The organism is Mesorhizobium sp. B4-1-1 (assembly GCF_006439375.1).
In the GTDB taxonomy this organism is placed as follows: Bacteria; Pseudomonadota; Alphaproteobacteria; order Rhizobiales; family Rhizobiaceae; genus Mesorhizobium.
In genome coordinates this window covers 376070-388999 of the sequence record NZ_VFTH01000002.1, presented here as the reverse complement: position 1 = coordinate 388999, position 12930 = coordinate 376070, and the positions used below count along the sequence as shown (strand labels likewise).

Below are 12930 nucleotides of genomic sequence, written 5' to 3'. Positions count from 1 at the left end.
CAGGTCAGACAGATCCGAAGCGGCAGCTTCCGTGTAGCGAGGACCAGAATCGGACTGTCTAGTTCCGGCCCCATTCCCGCCGCTCCGAAACGCATATCTGAAGGACCGTTCTGGCCCGTTCAACCCTCACGATAGCTTGGCGACGATCGCCCGCAGCGCCTCACCGAATTTGTGGATTTCCTCGACGGTGTTGTAATGCACCAGCGAGGCGCGGATGGCGCCGCTGTCCATCGACAAATTGAGCCGCTTCATCAGGCGCGGCGCGTACATGTGGCCATCGCGGATACCGATCTGCATCTCGGCCATTTCCTCGACGATCCGCTGCGGCGACAGCGTGCCGATGTTGAAGCAGAAGGTCGGCACGCGCTCATAGATGCGCGCCTCGTCGCCGACGCCGTAGATGGTGGCATTGCAATCCTTCAGCACTTTCAGCATCTCGCGTGCCAGCATCAGCTCATAGTCGCGAATGGCGCCCATGCCGGCGACGATATTTTCGCGCCGCGAGCGATTGTTGGACGGCGCGAGATTGCGGCCGATCAGCTCCAGATACTGGACGGCCGCATCCATGCCCGACACATTCTCGTAGATGAAGGTGCCGGCCTCGACCTTGTAGGGCGGCTCGTCGGGGATGAAATCCTCGCGGAACGTCGGCAGCCGCTTCAGCGTTTCGAAGCGGCCCCACAGGAAGCCCATATGCGGCGAGAAATTCTTGTAGCCGGAGCAGACCAGATAGTCGCAGTCCCAGGCCTGCACGTCCATCAGTCCGTGCGGCCCGTAATGCACGCAATCCAGAAACACTTCGGCGCCTGCCGCGTGCGCGATCCTGGCCACCGAGGCGACATCGACGATCGAGCCGATCGAGTGCGCCGTCACCGTGCAGGCGACGAGGCGCGTGCGCTCCGACACCAGCGGCTTGAGGTCGTCGACATGCAGATTGCCGTCCTCGCGCATGCGCCACCATTTGAACTTGGCGCCGGCGGATTCCAGCGCCAGCCATGTGGCGATGTTGGCGTCATGGTCCATGTCGGTGATGACGATCTCGTCGCGTCCCCCAACCGCGTCATTGGAAAGCATCTGGCCGATGCCGAGGCTGACAAGGCGGATGAACGATGTGGCGTTCATGCCGAAGCAGATTTCGGACGGGCTGTAGGCATTGATCAGCAGCGCCACGCTTGTCCGCGCCTCGGCGACCGACTGGTCGACGGTGACGCTGCGGCCATAGCGGCCGCCGCGCTGCACATTGTGCGACACCAGATGGTTGGTCACCGCGTCGAGCACGCTTTGCGGGATCTGCGCGCCGGCGGCATTGTCCATGAAGATGAAGTCGCCGGCACGCTGCAAGGCGGGAAACATGGCGCGGATCTTTTCGACCGGAAACGCGGCGACGTTTGTGTTGTCGGTCTGATGCTTGTTCACGGGGTGTGCTCCTGCGGGGGACTTGGGATCTGTTGGTGAGTTCAGCGCGTCTTCTCCGTCTGGAAACGGCGCTCGAGCAGGCTGACCAGGCGAACCATCGGCCAGAGGAAGATCAGATAGACGAGCGCCGCGCCGATCAGCGGCGAGGGGTTGGCGTAGAGCGACTGCGCATTGGTCGCTTCCTTCAAGAGTTCCGGCAACGCCACGGTCGAGGCAAGCGAGGTGTCCTTGAACATCGAGACGCAATTGCTGGTCATCGGCGGGATGACCACGCGGATCGCTTGCGGCAGCACCACCTTGCGCAGAGTGAGCAGGAATGGCAGGCCGAGCGCCTGCGCCGCCTCGAACTGGCCCTTAGGAATGCTCTCGATGCCGGAGCGGAACACTTCGGCCGAATAGGCCGACATGATGATGGCGAATGCCGTCACGGCGGACGCCCAGGACGACAGGCGGATGCCGAGGAAAGGCAGCGCGTAATAGATCAGGATCAGCACGACCAGCACCGGCAAGGCGCGGAAGATGTCGGTGTAGCCGATGGCGAGCCAGCGCAGCGGTTTCGGCGCGTAGAGCCGCACCAGGCTGATCGCCAGCCCCACGACGATGCCGATGACGATGCTCATCACCCCGAGCAGCAGCGTGTTGAGGAAACCGCGCAGCAGCGCCGGCAAGCTGGACGCAATGACCTCGGGATTGAAGAAGGTGTCGATCAGCGACATGGGAGCGTTCCCGAACCGTTTGCGTCAGAGCAATTCCACGAAATGCGAAGCGGCTTTCCGTTCGGAATTCGCGTCAAATCAAGGATAGACGCCAGAGCGAGGCCCGAAACGTCAACTGAAGGTCTGCCTGTGGTTCCGGGAAATTCAAGGAAAAAGAGCCGTGCGGGCCCTGAAAGCCGGCACGGCTCGCTTTTGTCTCGATCAGGCCTTGGGCAGCGGCATTTCCTTGACGGTCGAGGAGTCGGCCGGCGCGTCGCTGCCGAACCACTTCTTGTGGATCGCGGCCAGCGTGCCGTCCTTCTTCATCGCGGTGAGAGCGTCGTTGAGCTTACCGAGCAGCGGATGGTCCTTGCTCATCATCAGGCCGTACTGTTCGCCGGTCTTGATACGTTCCTTCACGACGAGGTCCTTCATCTTCTGGAACGAGTACTGCATGCCGGGGATGTCGCTGACGGCGGCGTCGACGCGGCCGGCGCTGAGGTCGAGCAGCAGGTTCTGCTGCGTGTCGTAGCCCTTCACGTCGCTGAACCCGTCGGCCTCCTGATGCGCCTTGACCCAGGTTTCGCCGGTCGAGCCGGACAGCACGCCGACGACCTTGCCCTTGAGATCGGCCTCGGCGTTGATCGCGCTGTCGGTCTTGGTGGCGATGCCCATGTCGGAATCATAATAGGGCTGGGTGAACGACAGCGTTTTCAGCCGCTCCGGTGTGATGGTGATCGAGGAGATGGCCACATCGATGCGGTTGGAACTGACAGCCGCAAACAGCGCCTGGAAGCCGAGGTCGGCGATGTCGGTGGTCATGCCGGCGCGCTTTGCCGCCTCGTTGACGATGTCGACCTCAAAACCCTCGAAAGTGCCGCTCTCGTTCTTGTATTCGAAGGGCGGATTGGTCGGATAGGCGCCTACATTGAGCACATCGGCGGCATAAGCGGTGGCGGGGCCGGCGGCGATGCCGATGGCGGCGGCCAGAACAAGCAGGTTGCGACGCGTAAAGCTCATTTGGTTACCCTCTGGGTCTTCCCTCTGGTTGTTGATCGGGCGGGCTGACCCCGCACGGTTCTTGCCGTCCCGCCTCCCAGCGGGGCGTCAATTCATGGCGGCGACCATGCGGGTGAGCGCGGTCGCTATCTGGTCGCGGTCGCGGCAGACGCACATTCTGAGGAATGCCGTTGCCGAGCTTCCGAAGAGATGGCCGGGCGCCAGCCCGACGCGGGCCGTCTCCAGGATCCTGGCGCAGGCTTGCCGGGCGTCGCTTTCACCCTCAAGCGCAAAGAAGGCATACATGCCGCCGCGCGGTTTGGTCGGCAGGATGATGCCTGGGATTTGCGCCAGCCTGTCATAGGCAAGGTCGAGGCCAGTCCTGATCCGCTGTCTGATTTCCTCGACCAGCGGCTCGCCCTGCCGGATCGCCGCCACGGCGCCGGCCTGGATCGGGGCCGCGGTGCCGCTGTTGATATATTGGGTCATCGCGCCGAGCTGGTCGGCAACGCCTGAAGGATGGGTCAGCCAGCCGATGCGCCAGCCGGTCATCGCCCAGGCTTTCGAGAAGCTGTTGACCGACAGCACCCGGTCCCCGTCCTCGGCGATCTGCAGGATCGAGGGCGCGACGTCGCCGTCGAAATAGAGCCGGCCATAGACCTCGTCGGAGATGATCCAGATACCGGTGCGCCGGCTGAAGTCGAGCAGCGCCTGCATCTCTTCGCGCGACGCCGTCCAGCCGGTCGGGTTGGACGGCGTCGACAGGAAGATGGCGCGGGTGCGCGCGTCGCAAGTGGCGAACAGCCGGTCGAGGTCGAGCCGCCAGTCATCCTTGAAGTCGAGCGAGAACGGCCGCGGCTCGCCGCCGATCAGGTGGATGGCGTTGTGGATGTTCGGCCATTGCGGCGCGACATAGACGACGTTGGTACCTGTATCGACCAGCAGCTCGAGCGCAAGGTACAGCGCCTGCATGCCGCCCGGCGTTACCGTGGTCCGCGCGATCGGGATCGAGCGGCCATGGATGCGCGTCTGGTACTCCGACAGCGCCTCGTTCAGCGGGCCGTGCCCGCGCATGTTGGGAACGTAGAAGGTCAGGCCCTCGTTGAAAGCGGCCTTCGCCGCGTCGCGGATGAAGGCGGGCGTCACCATGTCGCCCTCGCCGTACCAGAGTGCGATGACATCGCCGAGCTCTCGCGCGCGAACCGCCAGGTTTGCGATGTTTTCCGTGTGAAGGTCGCGAATTTGCGCCCGCACGCCATCGAAAGCATAGCGCGCGCTGGACGACGACTGGGGCAACACAAACGACAAGGACTGAAACCCCTTCCACCAACGATGGACCGACCGGAAAAGCCCCTCCGCCACGGCAGTCGCATCAGCTTCGGATGCTATCCAAAGCACGGCGCATTTCAAGGCAAAAGTTTTAAGCTTAAAAAGTTGGCCTGTCGCTTCGCCGATACGCCCTTTGACCGCGATCGTCATCAGGCGTGTTGAGGTAGGCCTGCATCACCTGAATAGCCTTAGCCCAGTTCGGCGCGCGCGGCGGTCCAGTTGGCCGCGGCGCCGGCGCCAAGAAACATCGTGTCGCTGGCCAGCACGAAGAAACTCGCGCCGATGGCTGTCCATCGGCCGACATTCTGCGGGCTGGCGCAGAATATGCCGGCGGTCCTGCCATGCGCCACCGCCGCGCCGATGATTGTCCTGATCGCCTGGGAGAGCTTGTCCGCGCCCGCCGGTCCGACGGCATCGATCGACACCGAGAGGTCGCCTGGGCCGACGAAGACAACATCGATGCCGTCGACGGCTGCGATCGCCTCGATATTGGCCAGCCCCTCGGCGGTCTCGACCTGAATGGCAACGACAATCCGCTCATTGGCGGCGGCAAGATATTCGGGAATGCGATAGCCATAGCCGGCGGCCCGGCCAGGGCCGACACCGCGCTCGCCGAGCGGCGGATAACGCGAGGCCTTGACCGCCATCGCCGCCTGGGCCGCTGTCGAGACGCGTGGGATCAGCACGCCTTGCGCGCCGCTGTCCAGCGCCGCCTGGATCGCTTCCGGCGCATGGCCGGGAACGCGCACCATGGCCGGCACGCGGTGCACGTCGGCCGCGCGCAGCATGGTCTCGATCGTCTCGCGCGAAATCTGCGCGTGCTCCCAGTCGATGCAGAGGAAATCGAGGCCGGACGACGCCATCACTTCCACCGCGACCGGATGGGGGATGGCGGCGAAGGACCCGATGACGTTCGCCTTGCCGATGCATTTCTGGCGGAATTCGCTCATGCCTATCCCCTTTTGGTGCTGCCCAATGCATATCCGCAAACGACGGTGAGGCGAAGCTGTTTCAGGCTTGAAATATTTTTGCCCGGCCCTAGCGTGTGGGTCTTCCGCCACAAGGTCCGGACATGATCAAAGCGCATCCCCTGCACGGCCCGAACAGACTGAAGCTCGGCGTCTTTTCCACCAACGCCGATGGCGGGCTGGCCATCACCGATGTGCCGGAACGCTGGACGGCAAGCTGGCAGGATAATCTGACGGCGGCGCAGATCGCCGATCGCGCGGGCCTCGAATTCATGCTGCCGATCGCCCGCTGGCGCGGCTTCGGCGGCCGCAACAAGGTGCGCGAATTCTCCTTCGAGACCTTCACCTGGGCGGCGGCGCTTGCCGCCGTGACCGAACAGATCGGCTTGTTCATGACTGTGCATGTGCCGCTGGTGCATCCGCTCTATGCCGCCAAGGCGCTGGCGACGGTCGACCATATCAGCCAGGGCAGGGCGGGGCTCAACATCGTCTGCGGCTGGAACCCGAAGGAATTCGGCATGTTCGGCACGCCGCTGGTCGAGAAGGGTTATGACCAAGCAGCCGAGTGGATCGAGATACTCGAACGGCTTTATGCTTCAAGCGAGCCGCTCGACCATGAGGGTACTTACTATCGGCTGAAGGAGGCGGTGAGCCGGCCGGCCAGCCTGCAGGCGCCGCGCCCGGTGACGATGAACGCCGCTTTCGGCGGACCGGGCCGGGATTTCGCCGCCGCCAGATGCGACTATCTTTTCACGACCTTCTCGGAGATGAGCGATGCCGGCAAGCATGTCGCCGATATCGGCGAGCGCGCCGCCAAGGTAGGTCGTGATGTCGGCGTCTACACCGTGGCGCATGTGGTCTGCCGCCCGACCATGGAGGAGGCGCAAGCCTATTACACGCGCTACGCCGTCACGATGGCCGATCACGAAGCGGTTGATGCCCATATGGCCGGCAAAAAGGAATTCTCGCAGTCGCATGATCCGCATGCCTATGACCGCTACCGCCAGCGTTTCGCCGGCGGCGCCGGCACCTATCCGCTGATCGGCACCCCGGAAACGATCGCCGCCGACATGGCGGCGATCGCCGCGCATGGCTACCAGGGCATCGCGCTGTCCTTCGTCAACTACACCCAGGAACTGCCCTATTTCTGCGACCACGTGCTGCCGCTGCTCAGGCAGGCGGGCCTTCGCCAGTAGCTACTCGGGTATCACCGCGGTCGCTTGAATCTCGATCTTGGCCCGGTCCTCGACCAGTGCCACGACCTGCATGGCGGCCATCGCCGGGAAATGCCGGCCGATCACGTCGCGGTAGGCTTCGCCGATGCCTTTGAGGTTGCCGACATACTCGGCCTTGTCGGTGAAGTACCAGGTCATCGAGGTGATGTGCCGCGGCTCGCCGCCGGCTTCGGCCAACACGGCGACGACATTGGCGAGCGTCTGGCGCACCTGGCCGACGAAGTCGTCGGTCTCGAATTTGCATTCGGCGTTCCAGCCAACCTGGCCGCCGACGAACACCATTCGTCCCTGTGCGGCAACGCCATTGGCGTAGCCGATCGGCTTGGCCCAGCCTTCGGGCTGCAGGATCGTATGCATGTCTGGCCTCCCCCTATTTCAAATTTGGTTCGCAAGGCATCGCGTCACGCCCCGCCTATCACCTGTCTGGCGATCACCACCTTCTGCACGTCCGAAGCGCCCTCATAGATGCGCAGCGCCCGGATCTCGCGATAGAGGCTCTCGACGATGTGGCCCTTGCGCACGCCGTCGCCGCCATGCAGCTGCACCGCCTTGTCGATCACGTCTTGCGCCTTGTCGGTGGCGAACAGCTTGGCCATCGCCGCTTCGCGCGTCACCCGCGCGGCGCCCATGTCCTTGGTCCAGGCGGCGCGGTAAACGAGGAGCGCAGCGGCATCCACATCCAGCGCCATGTCGGCGAGGTGACCCTGCACCATCTGCAGCTCCGCCATCGGCGCGCCGAACAGCTTGCGTTCGCTCGCCCGCTTGACGCTCTCGTCCAGCGCGCGTCGTGCGAAGCCGAGTGCCGCCGCGCCCACCGTCGAGCGGAACACGTCGAGCACCGACATGGCGATGCGAAAACCATCGCCGGGCTTGCCGATCAGGGCGGAAGCCGGGACGCGGGCATTATCAAAGGCGAGCCGCGCCAGCGGGTGTGGCGCGATGACCTCGAGCCGCTCGGCGACGCTGAGCCCCTTCGCGTCGCTAGGCACGACGAAAGCGGAAATCCCTTTCGCGCCGGGCGCCTCGCCGGTGCGGGCGAACACGACATAGAGGTCTGCGATGCCGCCATTGGAGATCCAGGTCTTTTCGCCGGAAAGCAGATAGTCGCCGCCGTCACGGATAGCGGTCATCTCCATGTTGGCGACGTCCGATCCCGAGCGCGGCTCCGACAGCGCGAAAGCCGAGATCGCCCGACCGGCCCGCGTCTTTTCCAGCCAGCGCTGCTGCTCCGACGTCCCGAACAGCGAGATCGCGCCAGTGCCCAGCCCCTGCATGGCGAAGGCGAAATCGGCGAGCCCATCGTGGCGCGCCAGCGTCTCGCGTGTGATGCAGAGCGTGCGCACGTCGAGCGGTCCGGGGTTGGTGGGGTCCAGCGCCGTCGGCTTCAGCCAACCGTCGCGGCCGAGTTTAGCGACGAGTTCGCGGCAGGCGGCGTCGACATCGTGATGGTCGACGGGGAGGTTTTTGCCGCACCAGGCGTCGAGCTGTTCGGCGAGTTGGCGGTGGCGGTCTTCGAAGAAGGGCCAGGAGAGGAAGGAGCGGTCAGGCATGCTTGCCTCCGCAGTTCTGCGAGGTTTGCACTCTACGGCGCCCCCCTCTGTCCTGCCGGACATCTCCCCCACAAGGGGGGAGATTAGCAACTCGGGCGCCCCGCTCGATCCTGCAATCTTGGCGATTGGCGAAAGTCGGCAAAACAGCTGATCTCCCCCCTTGTGGGGGAGATGTCCGGCAGGACAGAGGGGGGCGCTGTCCCGCCAGCATGTCCTTCTTAAACGGACACAACATCCTCAATTCCCCTCGAAAACCGGCTTTTCCTTCGCCACGAACGCGTTGTAGGCCCGTTCGAAATCACCGGTCTGCATGCAGATCGCCTGCGCCTGCGCTTCCGCCTCGATCGCCTGGTCGAGGCCCATCGACCATTCCTGGTTGAGCTGCGTCTTGGTGATGCCATGCGCGAAGGTCGGCCCGGCGACGATGCGCGCCGCCAAATCGAGCGCGTCGGCTTCGAGCGCCGCCGCATCGACCAGCCGGTTGTAGAACCCCCAGCGCTCACCCTCAGCGGCGCTCATGGTGCGGCCGGTATAGAGCAGCTCGGCGGCCCGGCCCTGGCCGATGATGCGCGGCAGGATCGCGCAGGCGCCCATGTCGCAGCCGGCGAGGCCGACGCGGGTGAACAGGAAGGCGGTCTTTGCCTCCGGCGTGGCGATGCGGATGTCGGAGCTCATGGCGATGATCGCGCCGGCGCCGACCGCGACGCCGTCGACGGCCGCAATGATCGGCTTGCCGCAGTTGAGCATAGCCTTGACGAAGTCGCCGGTCATGCGCGTGAAGGCGAGCAGCGCCTTCATGTCCATCTTCACCAGTGGCCCGATGATGTCATGGACATCGCCGCCCGAACAGAAATTGCCGCCATTGGGCAGGAACACCACGGCGTCGACGTCGTCGGCGTAGACGAGGTCGCGGAAAACGTCGCGCAACTCGGCATAGCTGTCGAAGGTGAGCGGATTCTTGCGCTCCGGACGGTCGAGCCGAACCTTCGCGACCTTACCTTCGGCCTCCCAGAGGAAATGCTTCGGCTTGAGTTTGGCCATGGCGCTCATTCGCGTCCCTCCCAATTGCTGCGGAACGATTTCAGCATGCCGGCCAGCCGCCGTGCCTCGTCCTCGCTGACATTGCCGAGCAGCTCGCCGACCCAGCTCTCATGCGCGGCGGCGATCGCGGCGAAAGATTTCGTGCCTTCCTCGGTCAGCCGCACCATGGAGGTGCGCCGGTCGCCATTGCGCCGCGCTCGCGTCACCAGCCCTTCGGAAACCAGCCGGTCGACAATGCCGGTGACATTGCCGTTCGACACCAGCAGAAAGCGCGACAGGTCGCTCATCAGCATACCTTCCGGCACGCGGTAGAGCGCCGCCATCACGTCGAAGCGCGGCAGCGTCGTGTCGAACTCCTTCTTCAGCCGCTCCCGCAGTTCGGCCTCGATGGTGCGCGAGGCGCGCAGCAGGCGTATCCACAGCCGCAGCCTGTCCTTGCCCGGTCCGGCGGACGTCGGTCCCGCTACCATGTTTCACCTCCCGAGACCGAGATTGCCTGCCCGGTGATCGACCGCGCGGCGCCGCTGCACAGCCAAAGCACCGCCGTCGCGATTTCCTCCGGCTGGATGAAACGCCCTTGCGGGTTCGTCGCCGCGAGGCTCGCGCGCGCCTCATCGGTGGAACGTCCCGTTTTCTTAACGATGCGCTGGACGGATTCCTCAAGCATGTCGGTTTCGACGAAGCCCGGGCAGATGGCGTTGACGGTGACGCCGGATTTGGCGGTCTCGGCGGCCAAAGCCCGCATCAGCCCGACCACGCCGTGCTTGGCGGCAACGTAAGGCGCGACATAGGCATAGCCTTTGAGGCCCGCGGTCGAGGCGACGAAAACAATCCTGCCCTCTTTGCGCCCCAGCATTCCCGCGAGCGCCGGCTTCACAGTCAGGAAGGCGCCGGTGAGGTTGGTGTCGAGCGTGCGCTGCCAGTCGGCCAGCGAAGTCTTGTGCGCCGGCGCACTGCCCGCCATGCCGGCATTGGCGACGACGATGTCGAATGGTCCGCGCGCTGCTTCCGCCTTCTCGTGGAGAGCCGCCATGTCGGCTTCGTTCGTGACATCGGCAGCGGCAGCAAAGATGCGGTCGCTTTCCTTTGCGACCTCGGCAAGGGCAGCTTCGCGCCGCCCGCAGATGGTGACGGCCAAACCTTCTGCCGCCAGTGCCAGCGCGATGGCCTTGCCGACGCCGGAACCGCCGCCGGTGACCAGCGCGTGCCTGCCGGCAATTTCGCGCGCGGCGCTCATACTTTGAGCCCTGCTGCCGCTTCGCGCTCGGCCAGCCGGTAGATCTGGTCGCGTCCGGGCAGATAGGGATCGGGCCATTTGACGCCGCGATCGCCGAGCGTCACCGCCGCGTGCAGCGTCCAGTAGGGATCGGCAAGATGCGGCCTGGCCAGCGCCACAAGGTCGGCGCGCCCGGCCATCAGGATCGAATTGGCATGGTCCGGCTCATAGATGTTGCCGACCGCCATCGTCGCCATTCCGACCTCGTTGCGGATACGGTCGGAAAACGGCGTCTGGAACATGCGGCCATAGACCGGCTTGGCGGCGATCGAGGTCTGCCCGGCCGATACGTCGCAAAGGTCGATGCCGGCCTCGTGCAGCATCTTCGCGATCTCGACCGCGTCCGAAGGCGTGACGCCTTCGATGCCGACCCAGTCATTGGCCGAAATGCGCATCGAGATCGGCTTTTCGGCCGGCCACACCGCGCGCAGCGCATGGAATATCTCCAGCGGATAGCGCATGCGGTTTTCCAGCGAGCCGCCATAGTCGTCGGTGCGGCGGTTGGTCAGCGGCGTGATGAAGGCCGACAGCAGGTAGCCGTGCGCGGCATGGATCTCCAGCATGTCGAAGCCGCAGCGTTCGGCCATCTGGGCCGAAGCGACGAACTGGTCGCGGACCAGATCCATGTCGGCGCGGTCCATCGCCTTAGGCACCTGGTTCTTCGGCGACCATGGCACGGCCGACGGCGCCATCACCGGCCAGTTGCCGGTAGCAAGCGGCACGTCCGTTCCCTCCCAGCCGACACGGGTCGAGCCCTTGGCGCCGGAATGGCCGATCTGGGCGCAGATCTTTGCTTCGGTCTCGGCATGGACGAAATCGACCAGCCGCTTCCAGGCGACCTCATGCTCCGGTCTGTAGAAACCCGGGCATCCAGGCGTGATGCGCCCTTCCGGGCTGACGCAGGTCATCTCGATGTAAAGCAGGCCGGCGCCACCTTTGGCGCGCTCGGCATAGTGCGAAAAATGCCAGTCGGTCGGGCAGCCGTCGATCGCCTTGTACTGCGCCATCGGCGAAACGACGATGCGGTTGGCTAAAGTCATGTCGCGCAGCTTGAACGGCGCGAACATCGGCGCGCGGCGCAGGCTGTTGTCGCCGGCGCCGGCCTTGCGCTGGAACCATTCCTCGGCGCCCGCCAGCCATTCGGCATCGCGCAGGCGAAGGTTCTCGTGGCTGATGCGCTGCGAGCGGGTGAGCAGCGAATAGTTGAACTGAACTGGATCGAGGCCGAGATATCGTTCGACTTCCTCGAACCATTCCAGCGAATTGCGCGCCGCCGATTGCAGCTTCAACACCTCGGTGCGCCGCGCATCTTCATACTTGCGGAAGGCCGCTTCGAGGTCCGGCTCGGACTCGACATAATCGGCGAGCGCCACCGCGCTCTCCAGCGCGAGCTTGGTGCCGGAGCCGATGGAGAAATGCGCCGAGGCCGCGGCATCCCCCATAAGCGCCAGGTTTTTGTAAGACCAGCGCTCGCACAACACGCGTGGGAAATTGATCCAGGCCGAACCTCTGATGTGGTTGGCGTTGGTCATCAGCGGATGACCGCCGAGATGCTTTGCAAAAATGCGCTCGCAGACCGCGATCGATTCCTGCTGCGTCATCTGGCCGAAGCCGAAGGCGGCCCAGGTCTCTTCGCTGCACTCGACGATGAAGGTCGCAGTCTCGCTGTCGAACTGGTAGGCATGCGCCCACACCCAGCCATGCTCCGTCTTCTCGAAGATGAAGGTGAAGGCGTCGTCGAATTTCTGCTTGGTACCCAGCCACACAAATTTGCATTTGCGGGTGTCGATGTCCGGCTTGAAGACATCGGCGAAGGCCGCGCGTGACTTCGAGTTCAGCCCGTCGGCGGCGACCACCAGCTCATGCGTTTCCATGAAGGGTTTCGGGTCGGAAATATCGGTCTCGAACATCATCTTGATGCCGAGCTCGCGGGCGCGCCGCTGCAGCAGGACCAAGAGCCGCTTGCGGCCGATGCCGCAAAAGCCATGGCCTGAGGACACCGTGCGCACGCCGTCATGGATGACGGCGATGTCGTCCCAATAGGCGAAATGCTTCTTGATCCAGACGGCGCTGACCGGATCGTTCCTGGTCAGGTTCTCCAGCGTCTCCGCCGACAGCACCACGCCCCATCCGAACGTGTCGTCGGCGCGGTTGCGCTCATAGACCGTCACCTCATGCGCGGCGTCGCGCAGCTTGAGCGAGATGGCAAAGTAGAGGCCGGCTGGTCCGCCGCCGAGAACCGCAACCTTCATGTCTTGCGATCTCCTCCAGAGCAATTCCAGGAAAATTGCGTAGCGGTTTCCGTCCGGAATTGCGTGAGCGCTATAAGGTATCCGGAACCGCCCGCATGGCAGGCGGTTCCGGAAGTCAGTATCGCGCCCGACGACAATTATTTCAAGCTTAAAGTTTTACAATTGAACG

Annotated in this window: 12 protein-coding genes; 1 reads left to right on the top strand and 11 read right to left on the bottom strand. The window is 64.3% G+C overall.

What is annotated here, in order from left to right:
• Window positions 1–126 precede the first annotated feature (126 nt).
• From FJW10_RS04590 to FJW10_RS04570, 5 genes are all read right to left on the bottom strand, one after another.
• Complete coding sequence (locus FJW10_RS04590) at window positions 127–1416, bottom strand: cysteine desulfurase-like protein (RefSeq protein ID WP_140898727.1); 1290 nt, start codon at window positions 1414–1416, stop codon at window positions 127–129.
• Between the two features lie 41 nt (window positions 1417–1457).
• Window positions 1458–2132 (bottom strand): amino acid ABC transporter permease, encoded by a 675-nt coding sequence (locus FJW10_RS04585; protein ID WP_140898725.1) that lies wholly within the window; start codon window positions 2130–2132, stop codon window positions 1458–1460.
• A gap of 201 nt (window positions 2133–2333) precedes the next feature.
• Window positions 2334–3131, bottom strand: coding sequence for an ABC transporter substrate-binding protein (locus FJW10_RS04580; RefSeq protein WP_140898723.1), 798 nt, complete (start codon window positions 3129–3131; stop codon window positions 2334–2336).
• An 87-nt stretch (window positions 3132–3218) separates the two neighbouring features.
• Window positions 3219–4409, bottom strand: coding sequence for a pyridoxal phosphate-dependent aminotransferase (locus FJW10_RS04575; RefSeq protein WP_246674111.1), 1191 nt, complete (start codon window positions 4407–4409; stop codon window positions 3219–3221).
• A gap of 218 nt (window positions 4410–4627) precedes the next feature.
• Window positions 4628–5389 (bottom strand): HpcH/HpaI aldolase/citrate lyase family protein, encoded by a 762-nt coding sequence (locus FJW10_RS04570; RefSeq protein ID WP_140898720.1) that lies wholly within the window; start codon window positions 5387–5389, stop codon window positions 4628–4630.
• Between the two features lie 122 nt (window positions 5390–5511).
• Here FJW10_RS04570 and FJW10_RS04565 point away from each other — a divergent pair, with 122 nt between their 5' ends.
• The gene (locus FJW10_RS04565; protein WP_140898718.1) at window positions 5512–6603 is read left to right on the top strand and encodes an LLM class flavin-dependent oxidoreductase; all 1092 of its coding nucleotides are present in this window, start codon (window positions 5512–5514) and stop codon (window positions 6601–6603) included.
• On the opposite strand, the gene FJW10_RS04560 is transcribed toward FJW10_RS04565, so the two are convergent.
• The 6 genes from FJW10_RS04560 to FJW10_RS04530 form a co-directional block, all read right to left on the bottom strand.
• Entirely contained in the window at window positions 6604–6999 is a 396-nt protein-coding gene (locus FJW10_RS04560; RefSeq protein ID WP_140898716.1) for a RidA family protein, read from the bottom strand.
• 44 nt (window positions 7000–7043) lie between these two features.
• On the bottom strand, window positions 7044–8192 hold the full coding sequence (locus tag FJW10_RS04555; protein ID WP_140898714.1) for an acyl-CoA dehydrogenase family protein: 1149 nt from the start codon (window positions 8190–8192) through the stop codon (window positions 7044–7046).
• Between the two features lie 237 nt (window positions 8193–8429).
• Window positions 8430–9242 carry an enoyl-CoA hydratase family protein gene (locus tag FJW10_RS04545; protein WP_140898712.1) on the bottom strand — a complete coding sequence of 271 codons (813 nt, stop codon included), beginning with the start codon at window positions 9240–9242 and terminating at the stop codon, window positions 8430–8432.
• Window positions 9239–9703 (bottom strand): MarR family transcriptional regulator, encoded by a 465-nt coding sequence (locus FJW10_RS04540; protein ID WP_140658297.1) that lies wholly within the window; start codon window positions 9701–9703, stop codon window positions 9239–9241. Before FJW10_RS04540 ends, FJW10_RS04545 begins: the two co-directional genes overlap by 4 nt.
• Window positions 9697–10470, bottom strand: a complete 774-nt coding sequence (locus FJW10_RS04535; protein WP_140898710.1) for an SDR family NAD(P)-dependent oxidoreductase — start codon at window positions 10468–10470, stop codon at window positions 9697–9699. The genes FJW10_RS04540 and FJW10_RS04535 overlap by 7 nt, the downstream gene beginning before the upstream one ends.
• Window positions 10467–12761 carry a bifunctional salicylyl-CoA 5-hydroxylase/oxidoreductase gene (locus FJW10_RS04530; RefSeq protein ID WP_140898709.1) on the bottom strand — a complete coding sequence of 765 codons (2295 nt, stop codon included), beginning with the start codon at window positions 12759–12761 and terminating at the stop codon, window positions 10467–10469. Before FJW10_RS04530 ends, FJW10_RS04535 begins: the two co-directional genes overlap by 4 nt.
• Window positions 12762–12930 lie beyond the last annotated feature (169 nt).

What these genes read in the sequence shown, in the direction of transcription:
- FJW10_RS04585 (WP_140898725.1), bottom strand. Translation starts at nt 2,132, where the DNA reads ATGTCGCTGATCGACACCTTCTTCAATCCCGAGGTCATTGCGTCCAGC.
- FJW10_RS04580 (WP_140898723.1), bottom strand. Translation starts at nt 3,131, where the DNA reads ATGAGCTTTACGCGTCGCAACCTGCTTGTTCTGGCCGCCGCCATCGGC.
- FJW10_RS04570 (WP_140898720.1), bottom strand. Translation starts at nt 5,389, where the DNA reads ATGAGCGAATTCCGCCAGAAATGCATCGGCAAGGCGAACGTCATCGGG.
- FJW10_RS04565 (WP_140898718.1), top strand. Translation starts at nt 5,512, where the DNA reads ATGATCAAAGCGCATCCCCTGCACGGCCCGAACAGACTGAAGCTCGGC.
- FJW10_RS04560 (WP_140898716.1), bottom strand. Translation starts at nt 6,999, where the DNA reads ATGCATACGATCCTGCAGCCCGAAGGCTGGGCCAAGCCGATCGGCTAC.
- FJW10_RS04555 (WP_140898714.1), bottom strand. Translation starts at nt 8,192, where the DNA reads ATGCCTGACCGCTCCTTCCTCTCCTGGCCCTTCTTCGAAGACCGCCAC.
- FJW10_RS04545 (WP_140898712.1), bottom strand. Translation starts at nt 9,242, where the DNA reads ATGAGCGCCATGGCCAAACTCAAGCCGAAGCATTTCCTCTGGGAGGCC.
- FJW10_RS04540 (WP_140658297.1), bottom strand. Translation starts at nt 9,703, where the DNA reads ATGGTAGCGGGACCGACGTCCGCCGGACCGGGCAAGGACAGGCTGCGG.
- FJW10_RS04535 (WP_140898710.1), bottom strand. Translation starts at nt 10,470, where the DNA reads ATGAGCGCCGCGCGCGAAATTGCCGGCAGGCACGCGCTGGTCACCGGC.
- FJW10_RS04530 (WP_140898709.1), bottom strand. Translation starts at nt 12,761, where the DNA reads ATGAAGGTTGCGGTTCTCGGCGGCGGACCAGCCGGCCTCTACTTTGCC.